Origin of the sequence: Nocardia crassostreae, from assembly GCF_001613405.1 — a bacterium.
Taxonomy (GTDB): Bacteria; Actinomycetota; Actinomycetes; order Mycobacteriales; family Mycobacteriaceae; genus Nocardia; species Nocardia crassostreae.
On record NZ_BDCH01000014.1, the window covers coordinates 414835 to 431665 of the forward strand.

The 16831-nt window shown below is 66.7% G+C and carries 19 protein-coding genes and 1 pseudogene; 11 read left to right on the forward strand and 9 right to left on the reverse strand.

The annotated features are described in order from the left end of the window. The first annotated feature begins 49 nt into the window (after window positions 1-49). The 4 genes from NC4_RS14490 to NC4_RS14505 all read left to right on the forward strand — a co-directional run bounded on the left by NC4_RS14490 (window position 50) and on the right by NC4_RS14505 (window position 3117). On the forward strand, window positions 50-1066 hold the full coding sequence (locus NC4_RS14490) for a LacI family DNA-binding transcriptional regulator (RefSeq protein ID WP_067537644.1): 1017 nt from the start codon (window positions 50-52) through the stop codon (window positions 1064-1066). Window positions 1067-1143: 77 nt separating this feature from the next. After that, the gene (locus tag NC4_RS14495) at window positions 1144-2202 is read left to right on the forward strand and encodes an EF-hand domain-containing protein (RefSeq protein WP_157554700.1); all 1059 of its coding nucleotides are present in this window, start codon (window positions 1144-1146) and stop codon (window positions 2200-2202) included. A gap of 72 nt (window positions 2203-2274) precedes the next feature. Beyond that, window positions 2275-2628, forward strand: coding sequence for an ArsR/SmtB family transcription factor (locus NC4_RS14500; RefSeq protein WP_218021109.1), 354 nt, complete (start codon window positions 2275-2277; stop codon window positions 2626-2628). A 3-nt stretch (window positions 2629-2631) separates the two neighbouring features. Beyond that, on the forward strand, window positions 2632-3117 hold the full coding sequence (locus NC4_RS14505; protein ID WP_067537649.1) for an SRPBCC family protein: 486 nt from the start codon (window positions 2632-2634) through the stop codon (window positions 3115-3117). Between the two features lie 24 nt (window positions 3118-3141). Here the strand turns inward: NC4_RS14505 and NC4_RS43950 are convergent, their stop codons facing one another. From NC4_RS43950 to NC4_RS14530, 6 genes are all read right to left on the reverse strand, one after another. Continuing rightward, window positions 3142-3750 carry a fatty acid desaturase family protein gene (locus NC4_RS43950; protein WP_281186285.1) on the reverse strand — a complete coding sequence of 203 codons (609 nt, stop codon included), beginning with the start codon at window positions 3748-3750 and terminating at the stop codon, window positions 3142-3144. Next, window positions 3651-4088: a fatty acid desaturase family protein gene (locus tag NC4_RS43955; protein ID WP_281186286.1), complete on the reverse strand. Its 438-nt coding sequence runs from the start codon at window positions 4086-4088 to the stop codon at window positions 3651-3653. Before NC4_RS43955 ends, NC4_RS43950 begins: the two co-directional genes overlap by 100 nt. Before the next feature lie 175 nt (window positions 4089-4263). Continuing rightward, window positions 4264-4521, reverse strand: coding sequence for a M14 family metallopeptidase (locus tag NC4_RS14515; protein WP_067537651.1), 258 nt, complete (start codon window positions 4519-4521; stop codon window positions 4264-4266). Window positions 4522-4611: 90 nt separating this feature from the next. After that, window positions 4612-5373, reverse strand: coding sequence for a M14 family zinc carboxypeptidase (locus NC4_RS14520; RefSeq protein ID WP_067537653.1), 762 nt, complete (start codon window positions 5371-5373; stop codon window positions 4612-4614). A gap of 6 nt (window positions 5374-5379) precedes the next feature. Next, the gene (locus NC4_RS14525; protein WP_067537655.1) at window positions 5380-5694 is read right to left on the reverse strand and encodes a hypothetical protein; all 315 of its coding nucleotides are present in this window, start codon (window positions 5692-5694) and stop codon (window positions 5380-5382) included. 12 nt (window positions 5695-5706) lie between these two features. After that, complete coding sequence (locus tag NC4_RS14530; protein ID WP_067537657.1) at window positions 5707-7266, reverse strand: S8 family peptidase; 1560 nt, start codon at window positions 7264-7266, stop codon at window positions 5707-5709. On the opposite strand from NC4_RS14530, the gene NC4_RS40215 reads away from it, so the two are divergent. From NC4_RS40215 to NC4_RS14545, 3 genes are read left to right on the forward strand one after another with little or no spacing between them, the layout of a single operon-like run. Beyond that, window positions 7265-7960: an SCP2 sterol-binding domain-containing protein gene (locus NC4_RS40215; protein ID WP_157554702.1), complete on the forward strand. Its 696-nt coding sequence runs from the start codon at window positions 7265-7267 to the stop codon at window positions 7958-7960. The two genes, NC4_RS14530 and NC4_RS40215, sit on opposite strands and share 2 nt — an antisense overlap. 1 nt (window position 7961) lies before the next feature. Continuing rightward, window positions 7962-8213, forward strand: a complete 252-nt coding sequence (locus NC4_RS14540) for a hypothetical protein (RefSeq protein ID WP_067537664.1) — start codon at window positions 7962-7964, stop codon at window positions 8211-8213. Window positions 8214-8259: 46 nt separating this feature from the next. Beyond that, window positions 8260-9021, forward strand: a complete 762-nt coding sequence (locus tag NC4_RS14545; RefSeq protein WP_067537666.1) for a hypothetical protein — start codon at window positions 8260-8262, stop codon at window positions 9019-9021. A gap of 45 nt (window positions 9022-9066) precedes the next feature. Here the strand turns inward: NC4_RS14545 and NC4_RS14550 are convergent, their stop codons facing one another. Beyond that, entirely contained in the window at window positions 9067-9879 is an 813-nt protein-coding gene (locus tag NC4_RS14550) for an SDR family NAD(P)-dependent oxidoreductase (protein ID WP_067537669.1), read from the reverse strand. A gap of 101 nt (window positions 9880-9980) precedes the next feature. Here NC4_RS14550 and NC4_RS14555 point away from each other — a divergent pair, with 101 nt between their 5' ends. Then, window positions 9981-10811: a helix-turn-helix transcriptional regulator gene (locus NC4_RS14555; protein WP_067537672.1), complete on the forward strand. Its 831-nt coding sequence runs from the start codon at window positions 9981-9983 to the stop codon at window positions 10809-10811. A gap of 67 nt (window positions 10812-10878) precedes the next feature. Here the strand turns inward: NC4_RS14555 and NC4_RS14560 are convergent, their stop codons facing one another. Both NC4_RS14560 and NC4_RS14565 read right to left on the reverse strand, forming a co-directional pair. Continuing rightward, window positions 10879-11565 (reverse strand): alpha/beta fold hydrolase, encoded by a 687-nt coding sequence (locus NC4_RS14560; protein WP_067537674.1) that lies wholly within the window; start codon window positions 11563-11565, stop codon window positions 10879-10881. Window positions 11566-11654: 89 nt separating this feature from the next. Further along, on the reverse strand, window positions 11655-14378 hold the full coding sequence (locus NC4_RS14565) for a LuxR C-terminal-related transcriptional regulator (protein WP_169814801.1): 2724 nt from the start codon (window positions 14376-14378) through the stop codon (window positions 11655-11657). Window positions 14379-14706: 328 nt separating this feature from the next. Here NC4_RS14565 and NC4_RS14570 point away from each other — a divergent pair, with 328 nt between their 5' ends. From NC4_RS14570 to NC4_RS14575, 3 genes and pseudogenes are all read left to right on the forward strand, one after another. Beyond that, the gene (locus tag NC4_RS14570; protein WP_067537677.1) at window positions 14707-15156 is read left to right on the forward strand and encodes a helix-turn-helix domain-containing protein; all 450 of its coding nucleotides are present in this window, start codon (window positions 14707-14709) and stop codon (window positions 15154-15156) included. Window positions 15157-15330: 174 nt separating this feature from the next. Beyond that, on the forward strand, window positions 15331-15486 hold the full coding sequence (locus NC4_RS40220) for a lariocidin/triculamin family lasso peptide core domain (protein ID WP_157554704.1): 156 nt from the start codon (window positions 15331-15333) through the stop codon (window positions 15484-15486). A gap of 222 nt (window positions 15487-15708) precedes the next feature. After that, window positions 15709-16815 (forward strand): annotated as a pseudogene (locus NC4_RS14575) (asparagine synthase-related protein); the annotation flags it as partial. Window positions 16816-16831 lie beyond the last annotated feature (16 nt).

Genomic DNA, 16831 nt, shown 5'->3' on the forward strand with positions numbered 1-16831 from the left:
CCTCCCACCTCGACGTAATTTTTTGCTCACTCGCGCTAGACTCGGACCCGTGAGCCCCAAGCGCGTCCGAATGTCCGATATCGCAGCCCGGGTCGGCAATGTCTCGATCGCCACGGTGTCGCGCGCCCTGCGCGACGAGCCGGGCGTATCACCCGCGCTCCGCGAACGCATTCGGCAAGCGGCCGAAGAACTCTCGTATGCCGTACTCCCCGACAGCACCGGCCGCGTCGCGGTCGTCACGCCGGTCGTGGACACGTGGTTCCACTCCAGCGTCGTCGCCGGAATCGAATCCGAACTACGCGCGGCCGGGCTCGACCTGCTGCTCCACTGCCTGGCGAGCACCGATATGCAGCGCGACTTCTTCCACCGATTCAGCCGCAGGCAGGCCGATGCGCTGATCGTCATCGCCGCGCCGATCACCCCGGCCGATCGCGAGCGCCTGAACGAAACCGGTTGCCCGCTGATCAGCGTCGGCGCGCACGCCGAGGGCGTGCCCAGTGTCGGCTTCAACGACTTCGAAGCCGCCGCCAAGGCCGTCGGGCACCTGATCCATCAGGGGCACAACCGAATTGCCATGATCCGCGCCGAGGCCATCGACGGCCGCCCCTGGGATTCCGATATCGACCGCCACGCCGGGTACGAGTCCCAGCTCGCGGCGGCCGCGATCCCCGTGCACCGCGCCTACCAGGTCTCCGTCCCCTGGGGCATTGCCGAAGGCGCCCGCGCCATGCAACAGCTCCTCAGCCTCCCCGAGCCGCCCACGGCCGTGTTCTGCCACTCCGACGAAATCGCCGCCGGGGCCCTGCGCACCCTCCGCCACGGCGCGGGGCTGCGAGTTCCGGAGTCCATGTCGGTGATCGCCGTCGACAATCACCCGATCGCCGAAATGATCGGCCTGACAACCGTCGAACAACCGGCCCGCGAGCAGGGCGCCCGGGCCGCCCGCGCCATTGTCGACCACCTCCGCACCGGATCGGATCTCCCCCGAGCCGACCGTTTGGAGGCCGACCGCATCGTCTTCCGCAGCTCCACCGCCGCACCGAGCGAACTGCCACGCTCGCGCTGATCGGGCGCGCTAGAGTACGGCAAGTTGTCCGGTTTTCCCGCGGGTGCCCATTCGGTGTGAATGAAGCGGAGATTGCCATGCGCGCGAAATACTTCTGGCTAATTCTGACGCCTCTCGTCCTGGTGACCTCCGTGCTGTTGTGGCTCGTGGCCGTGCACGAGGGCAGCCATCGCGAATGGCAGCGGCTCACGCTGTGCGCGGCGGCGATCTTCTGCAATATCTTCGTGCTCGGCTACCACGCCACCACACCGCCGCATCCGAAATTCCTCTTGCTGCGCAGGCGCAGGATCGCCATTCGGGTGCATGCGATCAGCGGCGGCCTCGAGATCGTCACCGGCGTCGTCGCGTACTTCACGGTGCAGTTCACACCGGTCGCGGGTGTGGCCATGGCGCTCATCGCCTTGTTGTTCCACGTGCCGACATCCGTCTATCAAGCCTCGATCGTTTTCGGCGCCAAGGCGGTCATGACCCCCGTCTACGCCTTCGTCATCTTCGTACACGCGTTCTGCGCGGTGCACCTGCTGCTGAATCCGAGTTCGCAATTCTGGGTCGTCAGCACATTCCTGGCGCTCAATGCCTATGTGTGGTGCCGGGTTCTCATCTGGCTTTTCCTGCGCTATCGATTGTTCCCCGAATCGACCTACTCGGTCGCGATCACCATGGCCGCCATGATCAGCGTGTCCTCGACGATCGGATTCACTGGCAACCTGCTGCGGCTCGGTTTCGTCTTCAGCTACGCCCAGCTCTATCAGTTGATCATGAAACCCTCCGCCAAGGCGCTCGCCGCGCATTCCAGCGAGCACGGCCGCGAATCGCTCATCGACGACCATGTCCGGGAAGCATGGGAGGCCATGGAATTCGCCGACGTGGATGCCGCCGAGAGCTCGAACGCCGATCGAGCGCGAGCGCGGGTCCTGTTCGGCGCGATCGACGCCGACGCCAATGGGATGCTCTCGCCTCGCGAGCTCTACGCCCTCATCGAAGGCAAGCTGCCGTGGCAGGCCGTGCAAGCCTTCGTGGACCGGCACGGACGACACGGCCACATCACCTTCGACGAATTCTTCACCGAGATGCAGCCGATCTGGAAGTTCGGCTTCCATGTGATGTCGAAGAAGAAGCTGGCCCTGCCGGTGTGAATCCGGCGTGCGCGAACCGGTCCGCGCGCGAACCCTTGACTACCTACAACCGATCGGTTGTATATTCGGGGAGTGACCGAAATCGACGAGGATCGGGCCGATGCCCTGTTCCACGCACTCTCCGACCGCACGCGGCGCGACATCATGCGCCGGGTGCTGCGCGGGGAACATTCAGTCTCGGGGCTCGCCGCGAAGTACGACATGAGCTTCGCGGCGGTGCAGAAACACGTTGCCGTCCTGGAGAAGGCCGGTTTGCTCACCAAGCGGCGGCACGGTCGCGAGCAACTGGCCAACGGTGACGTGGCGGCGGTGCGATCGGTGGCATCGATGCTCACCGAGCTGGAACATATCTGGCGAGGCCGCATCGCGCGCATCGACGACCTGCTCGCAGTCGACACCACAATCCACTCCGATCGGGAGGACTGAACCATGCCTGTCACCGACGTCACCCACGACCTCGACAACCGCACGCTCACCATCACCGCCGAATTCGATGCTCCGGTGGCACGGATCTGGCAGCTCTACGCCGATCCGCGCCAGCTCGAAAAGATCTGGGGCCCACCGACCTACCCGGCCACCGTCGTCGACCACGCCCTCACCCCCGGCGGGCGCGTCACCTATTTCATGACCAACCCCGAAGGCGAGAAATTCGCCGGGTACTGGAATGTCACCGCCGTAGACGAGCCCCGCTCCTTCACCTTCGAAGACGGCTTCGCCGACCTCGACTTCAACCCGAACCCCGACCTGCCGGTCGCGACCAACGTCTACAGCTTCACCGAACGCGACGGCCGCACCCACGCGACCTTCGTCGCCACCTACGAAACCGCGGAGGGTCTGCAGCAGGTCCTCGATATGGGCGTCGTCGAGGGCGCCAGCGCCGCCCTCGGACAAATCGACGAACTCCTCGCCGCCTGATATCCGAGCCTCCGGGCCCTGCGATCAGTGGTCGGCGGCCCGCAGCGGCGCGCCGACCCGGTGCAGGTGCCGCAGCGCCTCCCGGTAGGAGGAGATCAGTCCCGTTTCGTGGTACGGGACACCGATTTCCGAACAGTAGTCACGGACGATCACCTGGGCGCGGCGCAGGTTCGGGCTCGGCATGCTCGGGAACAAGTGGTGCTCGATCTGATAGTTGAGCCCGCCGAGAGCCACGTCGGTCAAAACCCCGCCGCGCACATTGCGGGAGGTCAACACCTGACGGCGCAGGAAGTCCGGGCGGTCGTTGCCGGTCAGGGTCGGCATGCCCTTGTGGTTCGGCGCGAAGATGCAGCCCATGTACAAACCGAACAGCGCTTGGTGCACAGCGAGGAAGGCGAAGGCTTTGTCGGCGGGCAGCACCGCGAACACCACGGCCAGATACGCGGCGAAGTGAACGAAGAGCAGCGCGCCCTCCACTACGCGGTGCTTGACGGATCGATTCCCGAGCGCCCGCACACCGGACAGATGCAGGTTCAGCCCCTCGAGCAGTAACAGCGGGAAGAACAGATACGCCTGCGCCCTCCCGATGACCGAGCCAGGCCCCGACTCCCCCGCGCCTGCCGCTGCGACCACACCAGAATGTCCGGCGCGACATCGGGATCGAGCTCCTCGTGATTCGGGTTGGCGTGATGGCGAGTGTGCTTGTCCTGCCACCACCCGTACGCCAGCCCGATCCCCGCATTGCCCACCACCCGCCCGACAATCTCCGTCGGACGCCGCAGCCGGAACACCTGCCGATGCGCGACATCGTGCATGACCAGCGCCACCTGAGCGAACGCAACCGCCAGGAACGCCGCGACCAGCAACGTCCACCACGAGTCACCGACAAGCACAAACGCCGCCCACCCACCCACGAACGCCAGCCCGACCAGACTCAGCCGGACCGCGTAGTAGAGGGGACGCCGATTCATCAGCCCCGCATCGGAAATCCGGCGCAGCAACCGAGCGTAATCACCGTCGGCGCCGCGCCGCGGTGGAAATGACTCTGGAACCAAGGCAGGTGTCGTCATAGATCCCGAAGCTATCGACGAGATTCTCAACCGATGTAATCCCTTGGTATGAAATGGAATAGAACTGTGGAGTGATTCAACTCATGTGCTGGTGCAGTACGGCGGTCAACCAGGTTTCGGGTGATTGCTCGGCGGCTTCCAGGCAGAAGGCGAGCAGGCCCGCGCATACTTCGCGGATCACCTGCTCGGCTTCGGCCCACACCGGCTGAAAGCTGTGACCGCATTCGATGGTGAACCCGGGGACCCGTGTCAGGGTGGTGTCGGCGAAGTTGCGGCTGTAGGCATAGTCGTCGCTGGCGCCCGAGGTCGGGTAGAGGCCGAAGGCGGGTTCCACACCGTAGCTGTCGCCTCGGACAGCGGTGATCGCCGTATCGGCCCGGGTGGCGAGGGCCCTGACGACGTCCAGATCACCAGCGGGGATGTATTAGCGGTAGGCCGTGTCTCCGGAGCGGCCGCGCACCTGGTCGAAGGCGCTGTTGCGGAAGGTCTGCACGGGATCAACGGTCTGATTGTCGTCGCTGCCCCAGTTGTGCAGGATGACCGGGACGGCGCTGTGGACGTCGACATGCCAGCGAATCGACGGGAAACGGTCCAGTAGGGATACGACATTCCGCGTCTCCGGCTCGGATTCCCGGGCGGGTCCGCGGTAGGTGTTCTGGCAGGGGTCGGCCGAGGTATTGACTCCGGAATCGGCGGCGAACTTGTTCACATGGTCCCAGAGGAAATCGAAGTTCCGATTGATGTCGACGCCGACGCATCCGCCGGGCGCGGCGGCAGGCCGTCGGTTCTTGCGCCACATCGGATCGACGGTCTGGCTGAAGTGGCGGCCGTCCGGGTTGACGCACGGGTAGACGAAGAGGTTCACCTGTTCGACGATGAATCGAATCTCGTTGGCGGAGAATCGTTTTCCGCCGTATGTCAGTCCGGTACCGCCGCTGTGGGCCGCGAGCAGATCGGCGGCCAGCGATACCAGAGCGTCGGGCGGAACCCATTCGCGCGCGTGCACCCCGCCCAGGAGCAGCACGGCGTCCTGCTCGCCGGTGCGTACGGCGCCCAGCCGCAACACCTGCCCGAGGCGACCGCCGTGGGTCGGGTGCGGGACCGTGACCGGTTCGGCGGTCGCGGGATAGGCGGCGGCCAGATTCTGTAGTGCCGAGACGATTTCGTCGACGTTCAGATAGGACACCGCGGTTCACTCCTTCCGCCCGAGTCCCTCGGGGATCGCGGCGCGGTTCGCATAGCGGTTGCCCGCGCCGACCGATTCCTGCCGCTGCCTGCCGGTTTCGGTGACGTTCTCCAGGATGTCGAGCGAGACGGCGGCGTCGGGTACCGCAGCCGCGGCATCGAGTTGCGTCGTCGACAGGTAGGCCTCGATCACGAATCGGCCCGCGCGCTGCCGCACCACCGGATGACAACCCAGATCGGGCCCTACCGCGTCGACGAAGGCGCGCAATGCGCCCACCGAGTCCGCGGCGATCTCGACGCGATGTATCGCATGCTCGTTCATCGGCGGCACCCGCTAACTCATGGCCAGATGCTGGACGGCGGTGAGGGTTCCGGCGATATGCACGGCCGCGTTCGCATTCACCCGGCCGAAGCCGTAATCGTCGTGATGACCGTTCGCGTCGTAGACGACGCCACCGATCTTATCGGCGCAATCCCGCATGACCTGTTCCAATTCCGGTCCCGTCAGGCCGGGATCCATGGCGAGAGCGAGCGCGGCGCATCCGGCGGTGGCCGGCGCCGCGAAACTGTTTCCGGTCCAGAAGTTGTAGGTATTGCCCGAGAAGGCATTGAAGACATCGACCCCCGGCGCGATCAGATCGACGGTCGCACCGCGCGCCGCATCGTCCTCGAGATCGTTTCTGGTGGAGCGGACCACCGTCATGACATTCGGATGCGAGACGACTTCGTCCAGCAGAATATCCACATTCCCCCCATTGCTGGCGGCCCAGAATATCGGCATGCCGCGACCGGCGCCGCCATTGCCGCCCGCGAAATCCAGTGCCAATTCCAGGGTGGTCGTCAGTTCCCAGACCGCGCCGTTCGGCCCGAGACTCGACACCATGATCTCCGCGCCGCCAGCCGGATCGGCGCCGGGCACCTCGGCGGACGGATCCGCCGCGTAGGACACGGCGCGGGCCAGGGTGGTCTGGGTGCCGACCTGATCGTTGAGGCAGGCGATGAGCAGTAGTTCGCATTCCGGCGCCGCGCCGCAGCCGCCGACGCCATTGCCCTGCCGCGCACCGGCCATCGCCGCGCAGAAGGTGCCGTGGCTGTTGTCCGGCATTCCGGTGATGCCTTGCACGAATACCGCTGGGTTACTTCCGGTTTGGCGGTAGAAGCCCGAGGCCGCCACGACACCGGCGGCCAGGTCCTGATGATCGGCGTCGAAACCATTGTCGATCACCGCGAGCCGGACGCCCGCGCCGCGGGTATTGTCCCAGGCCGCCTCCGCGCTCACATCGGCTCCGGCGAGCCCGCCGCCCTGGCCGGTGTTCGCCCACTGCCATTGATCGCCGAAACGCGGATCGACGGGGGTGAAGCGCGGCGGAATGTGCTCGATGAAGGCGGGCTCGGCGAAGGCGAACCGGGCGTCGTCGTGCAGGCGCACCGATGCCGCCAGGGCATCCTCGCCCGGGCCCGCGACGACCTCGAAGAGATTGGACACGAACCGGAGCCGGTGCCGCACCGTGAGCCCGGACTCGCGCAGGATCGCCTCGGCTTCGGCCTCGGTGAATTCACCGGCGAGCCGGACGTCGAGCCGCTTGGTGACGATCGCCAGGGTCGAATCCGGACGCCGGACCACCGCGCCGATATCCTCCACCTCCGGCGGATTCTCCTCCCGCTCCACCGCGCGCGTGGTGGCCGCGGAGGGAAATACGAACAGCCAGTGCGCATTCCGGAACGCGGCGTAGGTTTCGCGGGCGGGTTCGCCGGATACCATCCGGGCGACACGACCGAACCGGGTCGCATCCGGCGTGTTCCCACGCGCGTCGACGGCGACCTTCAGCGCCACCACATCGTCGACCATATCGACCGTCCGGCGTTCGCCGCGTGCGAAATACTCCCGGATCATGATCCACCCCCTCGAATCGTATGAAACCGGCCGGGTTCGATGCCGGAATCGCACGTCCTTCAGGGAATTATTTCCGCGCTCCGATAAATCCGCAATCCCGGATCGGCGCACGGCGATCTTCAATTACGTTGAGGTGCACGATAATTCAACTAAATACCAACCAACCGGGCATGGACAATGCGCAGGAGTGAGGTGTCTACTCTGTGCAGGCAGTATCCGAGGGGGAACTATAAAAGATCATGCCCACACCAATTCACCGGCCGAGGAGCTCACCCAGAATCCGGCCCTCGCCGATTTCGTCGCACCACTGCCGCCGCTGGCGGAATCCCGTGGCGAAGCCTTCGGCCGCACAACCGAACGCCTGGCCGATCTCCTCGCCGAATCGAGCCTGCGCGCGCGAATCCATTTCGGCGTGATCCGGCCCGACGACGAGGAGCGCCCCGTCCACTCCTGGTCCATTACCGCGGAAACCAAGGAGTGCACGGTCAGCGAAGAGCAGGTGCACCTGCCCGATCTGGAAGTCCTGGCGTTCGAATCCGTCTGGGAGGCAATGGCCAACGGCGACATCGCACCGCTGGACGCGTTCACCGGCAGCGGCATGCGCGTGCGCGGCGACCTGATCGTGGCACGCCATTTGGCGCGAATTATCCGGCGCGGCAAGCGTTCCGGCGAGCAGCGAGTGGAAGGCCGGTGACATGGCGGAGATGGTGGGGACCGTGATCTGCGTCCATACGACCACGGCGTCGGGGTTCACCCAAATCATGAACGCCGCCGGTGAGCGCGAAGTATTCACCTTGTGGTCGACGTCGCTGCCCACGGCATCCGAACGCGTCACCCACAGCATGTGGGTGACCCTCCTGCGCGAAGCATTGATCAACGGGCGCCAGGTAACCGTCTTCCACCCCGACGACAGTTCCAACGTCACCGCTGTCCAGTTGGGCGGATAGCCGAACGCCCTGCGGCGTACCCTGACACCATCGGTCAGGAGCGGCTATGGGCTGGTGGAAAGACGATCCGGATCTCGCACGGTACTACGGTGAACAGGACCGCGCGTACGCCGAGCGCCGGGCCGAGATCGATATCGCCTTGATCCGCGGTCGCGCCGATATCGAGGCGAGCAATCGGCGCATCGCCGCGGCCGAGCAGGCCGAGTGGCGCGCGCGACGCCGCCGGTTCACCGAGAACCTCCGGGACTCCACCGAGCACACCTTCGACGACTGCGATCATTTCGACGAGGCCGCCTGTCGGCGCTGGGCCGACGAGACGCACCGGATTTTCCGCACAGCCATCGACGATCACGACAAAATACAGTCTCTGCTCACCGATTTCCGTCGCGCCGCAGCCGCGCTCCAGTGTGATCTGCGCGGCATCGCCGAACTCCTGAGCCTGGAGTTGGCGCCAGTCGACGCACCTGTTCGCAGTCCGCTGGCCGAACTGCTGCGGGAGTTCGGCGTGCCGACGCTGAGCGGATCGCTGGCACAGCCCATGGCGACGTTCACCACCGACGTGAGCGAATTGCGCTACCGAACGCTCACCTGTGCCCACCTGCGGGCCCGCACCCGCCACGAGTGGCTGTCCCGCCTACGAGCACCGCCGATACGACCGACCTGGCCCATCGCGCCGTGGCCGACCGACGAACTGCCCGCCGACGCGGTACTCGACTTACGCCAGCGCGTAACCCTGGAGTCCCGTCATGCGGGCCTCGACGCCAGCCTGCTCACCAGCTCCCTCGAACTCCTGGCGACTTACACCTGAGTGCCCGCTGCCGGTTGCGGGCTCGGGCCGATCGGCTCGCAGCAATCAGGTGGTCCGGTACCGGGTAGCGAGTTCGGGGCTTTGGCCCGCGAAGGCCGCCAGGTTGGCCGCGAAGACGGTGTCGAGCAAGGTGGCGTCCTCGACGCCTGGGGCACAGACGACTTCACCGAGTTCCAGGCCGCGCAGAGCGGCGGTGACGACAGCGGCGGCGCTCATGCGCGGTACGGCGCTCAGGTCGAGGCCTTGGCGTTCGTGGAATTCGGTGGCCACCAGGCCGGGGCAGACCACTTGGATTTGGACGCCGGTGCCTTCGAGTTCGGCGCTGAGGGTCTGGGACATGGCGACCAGGTGGGCGAGGGCTCCGGCGTAGACGGCGCGGCGAGGAAACACCGAACCGGGGGCGGGGCCGCTGAACGCGAGCATTCTGGCGATGTTGATGATGGCGCCTCGGCCGCGGTGCCGCATTCCGGCGATGGCGGCGCGGCTGATCAGGGTGGGCGCGAGAACCTTGACGTTGACCACTTCGCGCGCCTTGTCGGCGGGCAGGTCCGCCAGCGGCATGTAGTGGGCCACGCCCGCGTTGTTCACCAGCAGGGTCAGTGGCTCGGTCGCGCAGATCCGCGCGACGGTGTCGATGCCCTCGCAGGTGGACAGATCGGCGGCGACGGGCCGGACCTCGACCTCGGGGTGGGCGGCGGCGAACTCCTCGAGGCGCTCCCGCCGTCGTCCGACGATCACCAGGTCGTAGCCGTCGGCGGCGAGACGCTCGGCAAAGGCCCTGCCGATTCCCGAAGTGGCGCCGGTGACGAGTGCGCGGCCGCTCGGTTCGCCGACCGTGGATGCTCTTGTCGCTGTCATGCCCCCACAATGCGAAGAAAGGGGACGACCAGCCAGAAGACCCCCTGTCATAGGACCGTCGATACCAGGTATGTCGGCTGCCCCTGCGCCACACTGTCCGTATGGCAACGACGGAACTCGGTGCGGCCCTGCGCCGTTGGCGCGACCAGGTCGCGCCCGAGACGGTGGGCCTCGCCGCGGGCGGCCATCGGCGCGCCGCGGGCCTGCGCCGAGAAGAGCTGTCCCAACTGGCCGGAATCTCCGTCGACTACATCACCCGCCTCGAACAAGGACGGGCCACCAATCCCTCCGCACAGGTCATAGAAGCCCTCGCCCGGGCCTTGCGGCTATCCGGCGACGGGCGCACCCACCTGTTCCAGCTCGCCGGACTTGTACCCCCAGGGCCGCAAACGATCTCGACGCACATCACCCCCGGCGTGCAGCGGATGATGGACCGACTCACCGGCACCCCCGTCGCGGTCTTCGACGCCATCTGGACCCAACTCCTCGCCAACCCCCTCTACACGGCCCTGATGGGCGAATGGCACGGCACCGACCGAAACGCCGTGTGGCGCAACTTCCTCGGCTCCGGCACCCGCATTCGCCACACCCCCGAATCCCGGGCCGCCCTGCGCGCCGCGCAGGTCGCCGACCTGCGCAACACAGCAACCCGCTACCCACACGACCCCCGAATCCTCCGCCTCGTCTCCGAACTACGCACCAACAGCGCCGAATTCGAGCAGCTGTGGGAATCCGGCGCCGTCGCCCACCACCGCTCCGCCCGCAAAACAATCGACCACCCCCACGTCGGCGCCCTCACCCTCGACTGCGATGTACTCAGCGTCACTGCCGCCGACCTCCGCATCATGATCTACACGGCCGACCCCCACATCCCCGACGCCGAACGCCTCGCACTCCTCGCCACCATCGGCACACAGGCCCTCACCGGATAACCCGCTGCGCCTTCACGCTTCGCGGGTGTCCGGAGTGGAACACCGCTGGCCATCGGCGGATTTCGGCTCAGGGGTCGAGGACTGCGCGGATGAGGTCGGCCACGACTGCGGGGCGGGAGACGTAAACGGCGTGGCTGCCCGGGGTTTCGGTGATCTTCGCACCGATGCGTTCGGCCATGGAGGCTTGTGCGGTCGGGGGGATCATCTTGTCTTCGGCGACGTGCAGGTACCAGCTGGGCTTGACGCGCCAGGCGGCTTCGCTGATGGGGCCGCCGAGGGCCTCCAGGCCCCACGGCACCTGGGAGTCGGCCAGGAAGGCGGCGTCGGCGGCGGAGAGGTCACCGGCTAAGGAGTCATGAAACTTCGAGCGGTCGAGGAACAGGTAGCCGTCGACCGGGGGCAGGATGGGGGGCTGGGGGCCGTCCTGCGGGAAGCCCTGGATGAGGGTGCTGACCGATTCGCCCTTGTCGGGGGCGAAGGCGGTGATGTAGACGAGAGCGGTGACCTTGTCGTGGGTTCCGGCCTCGGTGATGACCGCGCCGCCGTAGGAGTGGCCTACCAGGACGACCTCGCCGTCGATATCGTCGAGCACCTGCCGGGTGGCGGCGGCGTCGTCGGCGAGGGATTTGGTCGGGTTCTGCACGATCCGTACGGGGATGCCGTCGCGGGTGAGTTCGTCATAGACTCCGCGCCACCCGGCTCCGTCCACGAATCCGCCGTGAACCAGAACCACCGTCTTGCTCTGCTCGCTCATCTCGAGCCTCCCTTGTGCGTCGAATTGCCGTTCGGCAGAACCGAATCTATGGCGACGGCGAAGGCACGGAATCCGTCAAATGACGTACATCAGCCGGGTAAGCGGTCCATCGCGTCGCGCAGCGCACCACGGGTGGTGATGCCGAGTTTGGGGAAGACCCGGTGCAGATGGGTCGACACCGTTCGCGCGGACAGGAACAGCCGTTCGGCGATCTCCTTGTTGGTCAGCCCGGAAGCCGCCAGTTCGGCGACCGCGCGCTCCTGCGGGGTCAGCGTCGCTCCCCGTTTGTCCACCGGCTCGCCCGCCGCGCGCAGCTCGGCGCGCGCTCGTTCCATCCACGGAATCGCCTGCAACTGCTCGAAGGTCGATGCCGCGCTGGTCAAATAGGTTCGTGCCGTGGTTGATTCGCGCTCGCGGCGCAGTCGTTCACCGAAGAGCAGTTGGACTCGGGCATACTCGAACCTCCAGCGCTCGCCCCCGGGCGTGGCCAGCGCACTGTCGAACAGTTCGCGCCAGTCGACGGTGGCGGTCACCGCGAGTGCGGCGGTGGTGGTCAGCCGCAGCCTCGGCGACAGGTCAGGCACACCGGCCGCGACCGCTGCCTCGGCGTGCTTGCGCGCTTCGGCCTGCCTGCCGCTGCGAGCGCCCGCCTCGACCAGGTCGAGCACCAGCCACAGCGCGTGCGGGGCGTAGTGCGGAAAGCTGCCCGCCGCACCGACCGCTGCGGCGTGCCGGTACGCCTCGTCGAACGCCGAATGCGCCAGCGCGCCAAGGCATCGCACATGCGAGGAGTAGGCCGCGAACGTCGCGAGATGACGCGGCGAGGCCCACAGCAACAGTTCCTCCGCGGCCAGATCGGCGGCTTCGGCATTCCCTCGCGCCGCGTCGACGAGTGCGCGCAGCAGATGTCCCGGTCCGGCCAGCAGCGTGTACCCGTAGTCGGCGCACAGTTGCAGGCCCTCGGTGGTGACCTCGATCAGTTCGTCCCAGTCGCCGGTGAAGTAATCGTGCTGGGCGATGAGGAACAGCGCCTCGATGGCCTTGGCCATGGCTCCCCCGTCGCGGCCGTCCTCGATCACCCGCCACAGCGCCGCACGCGCACCGCCGATCCGGTCCACATACGCCCCGGCGGTCACCACCCGCACGATCCGCACCGGGTCGTGGGTGAAGCGCAGCCCGTCGAGGGCGCGATCGAGGTGGCCGAGGTCGTCGTCGGTGGCCACGATCGGGTCGGCGAAGACGTGGTGGAGTAGTGAAAGCGTCTCCGTGGGTTGCGGTTTCGCACGCTCGAGCACCTGCGCGATGTCCTGCCACAGGGCGGGCAGCCCGCTGAAGAATCCGACATACAGCAGGGTGTGCAACGCTTCGACCATGGTGTCGTCGCCGGAATCGAGATCGCGTTCGTGTACCCGGATGGTTTCCAGCAGCAGTCTGGCCGCCGTGGTCGCGTCGCCTTCGTCGTTGAGTAGATGCGAGGACGCCGCGACGGCCGCCTCCAGCGAAGGCGCGTCCCGCACCTCGATGCGCGCCGCTTGCGACAGCAAACGCGAACTGTGCGCCAGTTCCCCCGTGACCAGGGCGCCCAGATAGGCCGCCCGCGCGGTGCGCCGGGCACGATTGGCGGCGGAGGTGCTCAGCTCGGCGGCCCGAAGCATCGCCGCCGTGGCCCGCCTGGCGTCGCCGTGGTGAATCATGCTCTGCGACAGTGCTTCCAGCGCGGCGGCGATCTCCTCGTCCGGGCCGACCGCGGCCTGTCCGAGGTGCCAAGCCCGCCGATGTGGTTGGTCGGCGAAGGCGTCGGCCAGGATCCGGTGAACCTGCTGGCGCTCCGCACTCGTCGACCGGGCGATGACCGCCGACCGGATCAGGGGGTGGCGGAATTCCATACGGCCCGTGCGCGGGTTCACGCGGACGATGCCCGCTCGTTCGGCGGGCGCGAGATCAACGCGTCCCTGCGGAGTGGGCAGACAATCCTCCAACGTCATGGAGTTCTCCGCACCGGCCAGGATGACGAACAGCAACAGGCGCCGGGTTCCGTCCGGCAGCCCGGCAAGGCGATCGCCGAACAGCTTGTGCAGCCGGTCCGTCAAGGGCAACACCCCGGGCAGATCCGCCGGAGAGGCGCCATCCGCGAACGCGGCGGGCAATTCGAGCAACGCGAGCGGATTGCCGTGCGCCTCCGCGCGCAGGCGACGGCGCACACCCGCCGACAACGCCGGGTAGGCGGTCCGCAGTAGCCAGTCGGACTCGGTGTCGTCCAACGGCGGCAGGTCGTGCACGCGGAAACCACTGCGGGTCAGGGCATCATCGGCATCCCAGCGCACCGCCGCCAGCAGACGAACTCCGGCGCCCGCCGACCGGTGCGCCGCGTAGCTCAACGCCATCGCACTCGGCAGATCGAGCCACTGCACATCATCGATGATCAGCAGCAACGAAACACCCTGCTGCGCAGAGGCGTTCAATAGCGCCAGGGTCGCGGCCCCGGCGATCAGCTGCGAGGGCATCGGACCCGGCTCCAGTCCCATGATCACGTTCAGGGCCTGGCGATGCGCGGGCCCGAGCGCGCCTATTCCATCCATCAGCGGGTGCAACAACTGATTCAGCGCGCCGAACCTCAGCTCGGCCTCGTACTCGAGCGCCGCCACCCGCAACACCCGAATGCCGTGACCGGCGGCGAAATCTGCCGCGAAATCGAGCAGGACCGTCTTGCCCACCCCCGGCTCGCCGCGCACGATCAGCACCGGCTCCCCGGCCGCCTGCCCGAGCACGAAGACCGTCAGCAGCTCACGCTCGACCTCACGACCGATCAACACACCGCACCCCCGTTCGACAGACTGCCTACCGAAGTTAACGTCACGGATCGGCGGAACAGCGCACGGATCGCCGAAATGTCGCCCATCTCGCTCGGCCATCTCGCCCACCGCATCGATGACCACGTTCGGCGCCGGGCGCCGCCGCGAATTCGGATCGCGGGCAGCCGAATAGGTTGATCGGCCGATGTCGGCGTGCCACAGCGAGATCAGCATGGGAGGGACCGATACCGGCCCGATCCGCTAGGGGTGCAATGATGCCCGCCATTGAGCGGCCCGTCGGATGGCTCGCGCTCGACCGGCGGTCGGGGGAACCGTCTTGAGCAGGCGTATGAGCGATTTGACGCCGCATGTCTCCGCACGGCACAGGTTCGGCGCCGAGGTGCGCCGACAACGGATCCGGCAGGGAATGTCGCAGGCCGAGCTGGGGCGGAGGGTCTTGCACAGTGCCTCGACGGTCGCCAAGGTCGAGACCGCACAGCGCTGGCCGAGCCGGGACTTCGCCGAGCACAGCGATGCGGTGCTCGGGACCGGCGGGGAACTGGTGCGGTTATGGCACGAGGCGCGGGTCGAGCGCACCGGTCGGCAGGTCGCCGCGCCGAAGTCGGTCGTGGAGCAGCATCTCGTGGAGGACCACACGGAAGTCGAACCGTTCACCGAGTTACTGTCCAGGCTGGTCATGATCTGGATGGACTTGCGCGGCACCGAAACCTGGCCGGGGATCCGGGCTCTGCTCATCGCCCGGCTCGATGCCGCCCTGTGCCTCGAGTCGGAGTATTAACAGCCATTCGGAAAGGTCCGAATCGTGTACAACAGCGCACTTTTGGACAGACATCCCTGTCCGTTTTCGAATATTGCAGCGACCTGACGAACCACGTTGAATCGATGAGGGAAGCGAAATCCGTTCACTTCCTGCGAAAGTCCGGCAAATAAGTACAACGAATTGGAGACGGAAATGTCCAAGAAGAGCTGCCCCGGCGACGGCTGCTACGGCAAGGGTGTCAAGAGCGAGGATGACGGCGGCGAATTCACCCCAGAATTCTGGCAGCCGGACACCATCCAGATCCTGCTCGAGGAACTCGACCGGACACTGGCCCTCGCTGGCGTGTAACAAGATCGGGTAGGCGGGCCGCAGGGCCCGTCGCCCCCCCGAAACGAGAGTGAAAGCGTGTCGAAGGACAGAATTTCTCGAAGCAGGTTGGCACTGTGGTTCGCCTGGCCGGCGATAACTGGCGAATTCGGCCCGACCGAACCATTCGAAAACGGTAGAGATATGGCGATCGAACCGCCATGACCCGAGCCGGACAATTCGTTTCACGACCTCCGCGGAGAATTCACCCAGTCCGTTCGGCGCGCGGTCGGGGACAGCGCTGGAATCGCCGTGCAATTATCCGGCGGGCTCGATTCCCTTGCCGTTCTCGCCACCGTGATCGCGGAATACGGTGCGGAACGCCGTATTTCCGCGATCACGATCGAGATGACCGATGACCGGGGGCGATCGAACGTGCCGATCGTCACCGGCCTGCTCGAGGCGCTCGGATCGCGATGCGATCTCTATGTCGCCGACCTGGCACGCAAGCCCGCCGGGCGGCCGGAATGGGATGCTGCGGGGCCCCGGCTCGACGCCCTGCCCGAGGCCAACCGGGTGGCCGTCGAACTGGCCCACCACGCCGGTGCCGAGGTCCTGCTCAGCGGTGACGGCGCGGACGAACTGCTCGGCAACCCGCAGTTCCTGACGCCGGACCTCTTCGGCAGCGGAGAAGCGCGGCACCTGCCGCGCTACTGGGGCGACCACCGGGGGCAATACCATCCGGTCGCAACGCTCGAATTGCTCGCACTCGCGGCGGACCAGATGCCCCCGCGCCACCGCGCCATGCTCTATCTCGCCTGCTCCTGGCCCGACCTGTGCAAGCAAAGAACGCACGAATTCCTGACCGCCGACTACCGCGGTGCGGTCGACAGGTGGACGGCCGCCTGGGTCCGGTCCCTGGTCCACCTGCACGCGACGAATCATGCTTCGTTCGGACCGATGGAGGCCTGGAGCGACCTGCATCCACACCAGCGTTTGCGGACACCGGGACTCATTCCCAAACGCGACCCGTTTCTCGACCCGGAGTTCGTCGAACAAGCCATGCGGCTCCCGCTGCCGCGCCGGTACGACCCCGCCTATCCGCACCGCTACTGGCGCCGAAAGTCCCAGGTACTCGCGCTCATTCCGCCGCGGCTCCGGCCGTCGCTGCCGACGACCAAACAGATATTCAGCGCGGCCATCCTGAGCCGCCTCGCGAGACCGTTCGTTCCCGAGAACCTGATCGACAGCGGCATCCTCGAACCGGATTACTCGAAGCGCGAATCGAACCCCCTGATCACGTTGCGCGTCATGGAAGTCGAACAGTGGCTGACCGAAGCCCTGGAGCGCGGTTACCGCCTCACCGACTGAATCACCGCCTGTACGA

Bases quoted from the DNA above. Each gene is read 5' to 3' on its own strand.
- NC4_RS14530 (WP_067537657.1), bottom strand. From the start codon at position 7,266: ATGATCCGGGAGTATTTCGCACGCGGCGAACGCCGGACGGTCGATATG.
- NC4_RS40220 (WP_157554704.1), top strand. From the start codon at position 15,331: ATGTCCAAGAAGAGCTGCCCCGGCGACGGCTGCTACGGCAAGGGTGTC.
- NC4_RS14545 (WP_067537666.1), top strand. From the start codon at position 8,260: ATGGGCTGGTGGAAAGACGATCCGGATCTCGCACGGTACTACGGTGAA.
- NC4_RS14525 (WP_067537655.1), bottom strand. From the start codon at position 5,694: ATGAACGAGCATGCGATACATCGCGTCGAGATCGCCGCGGACTCGGTG.
- NC4_RS14540 (WP_067537664.1), top strand. From the start codon at position 7,962: ATGGCGGAGATGGTGGGGACCGTGATCTGCGTCCATACGACCACGGCG.
- NC4_RS14555 (WP_067537672.1), top strand. From the start codon at position 9,981: ATGGCAACGACGGAACTCGGTGCGGCCCTGCGCCGTTGGCGCGACCAG.
- NC4_RS14570 (WP_067537677.1), top strand. From the start codon at position 14,707: ATGAGCGATTTGACGCCGCATGTCTCCGCACGGCACAGGTTCGGCGCC.
- NC4_RS14505 (WP_067537649.1), top strand. From the start codon at position 2,632: ATGCCTGTCACCGACGTCACCCACGACCTCGACAACCGCACGCTCACC.
- NC4_RS14495 (WP_157554700.1), top strand. From the start codon at position 1,144: ATGCGCGCGAAATACTTCTGGCTAATTCTGACGCCTCTCGTCCTGGTG.
- NC4_RS40215 (WP_157554702.1), top strand. From the start codon at position 7,265: ATGATCCACCCCCTCGAATCGTATGAAACCGGCCGGGTTCGATGCCGG.
- NC4_RS14560 (WP_067537674.1), bottom strand. From the start codon at position 11,565: ATGAGCGAGCAGAGCAAGACGGTGGTTCTGGTTCACGGCGGATTCGTG.
- NC4_RS43955 (WP_281186286.1), bottom strand. From the start codon at position 4,088: ATGAATCGGCGTCCCCTCTACTACGCGGTCCGGCTGAGTCTGGTCGGG.
- NC4_RS14550 (WP_067537669.1), bottom strand. From the start codon at position 9,879: ATGACAGCGACAAGAGCATCCACGGTCGGCGAACCGAGCGGCCGCGCA.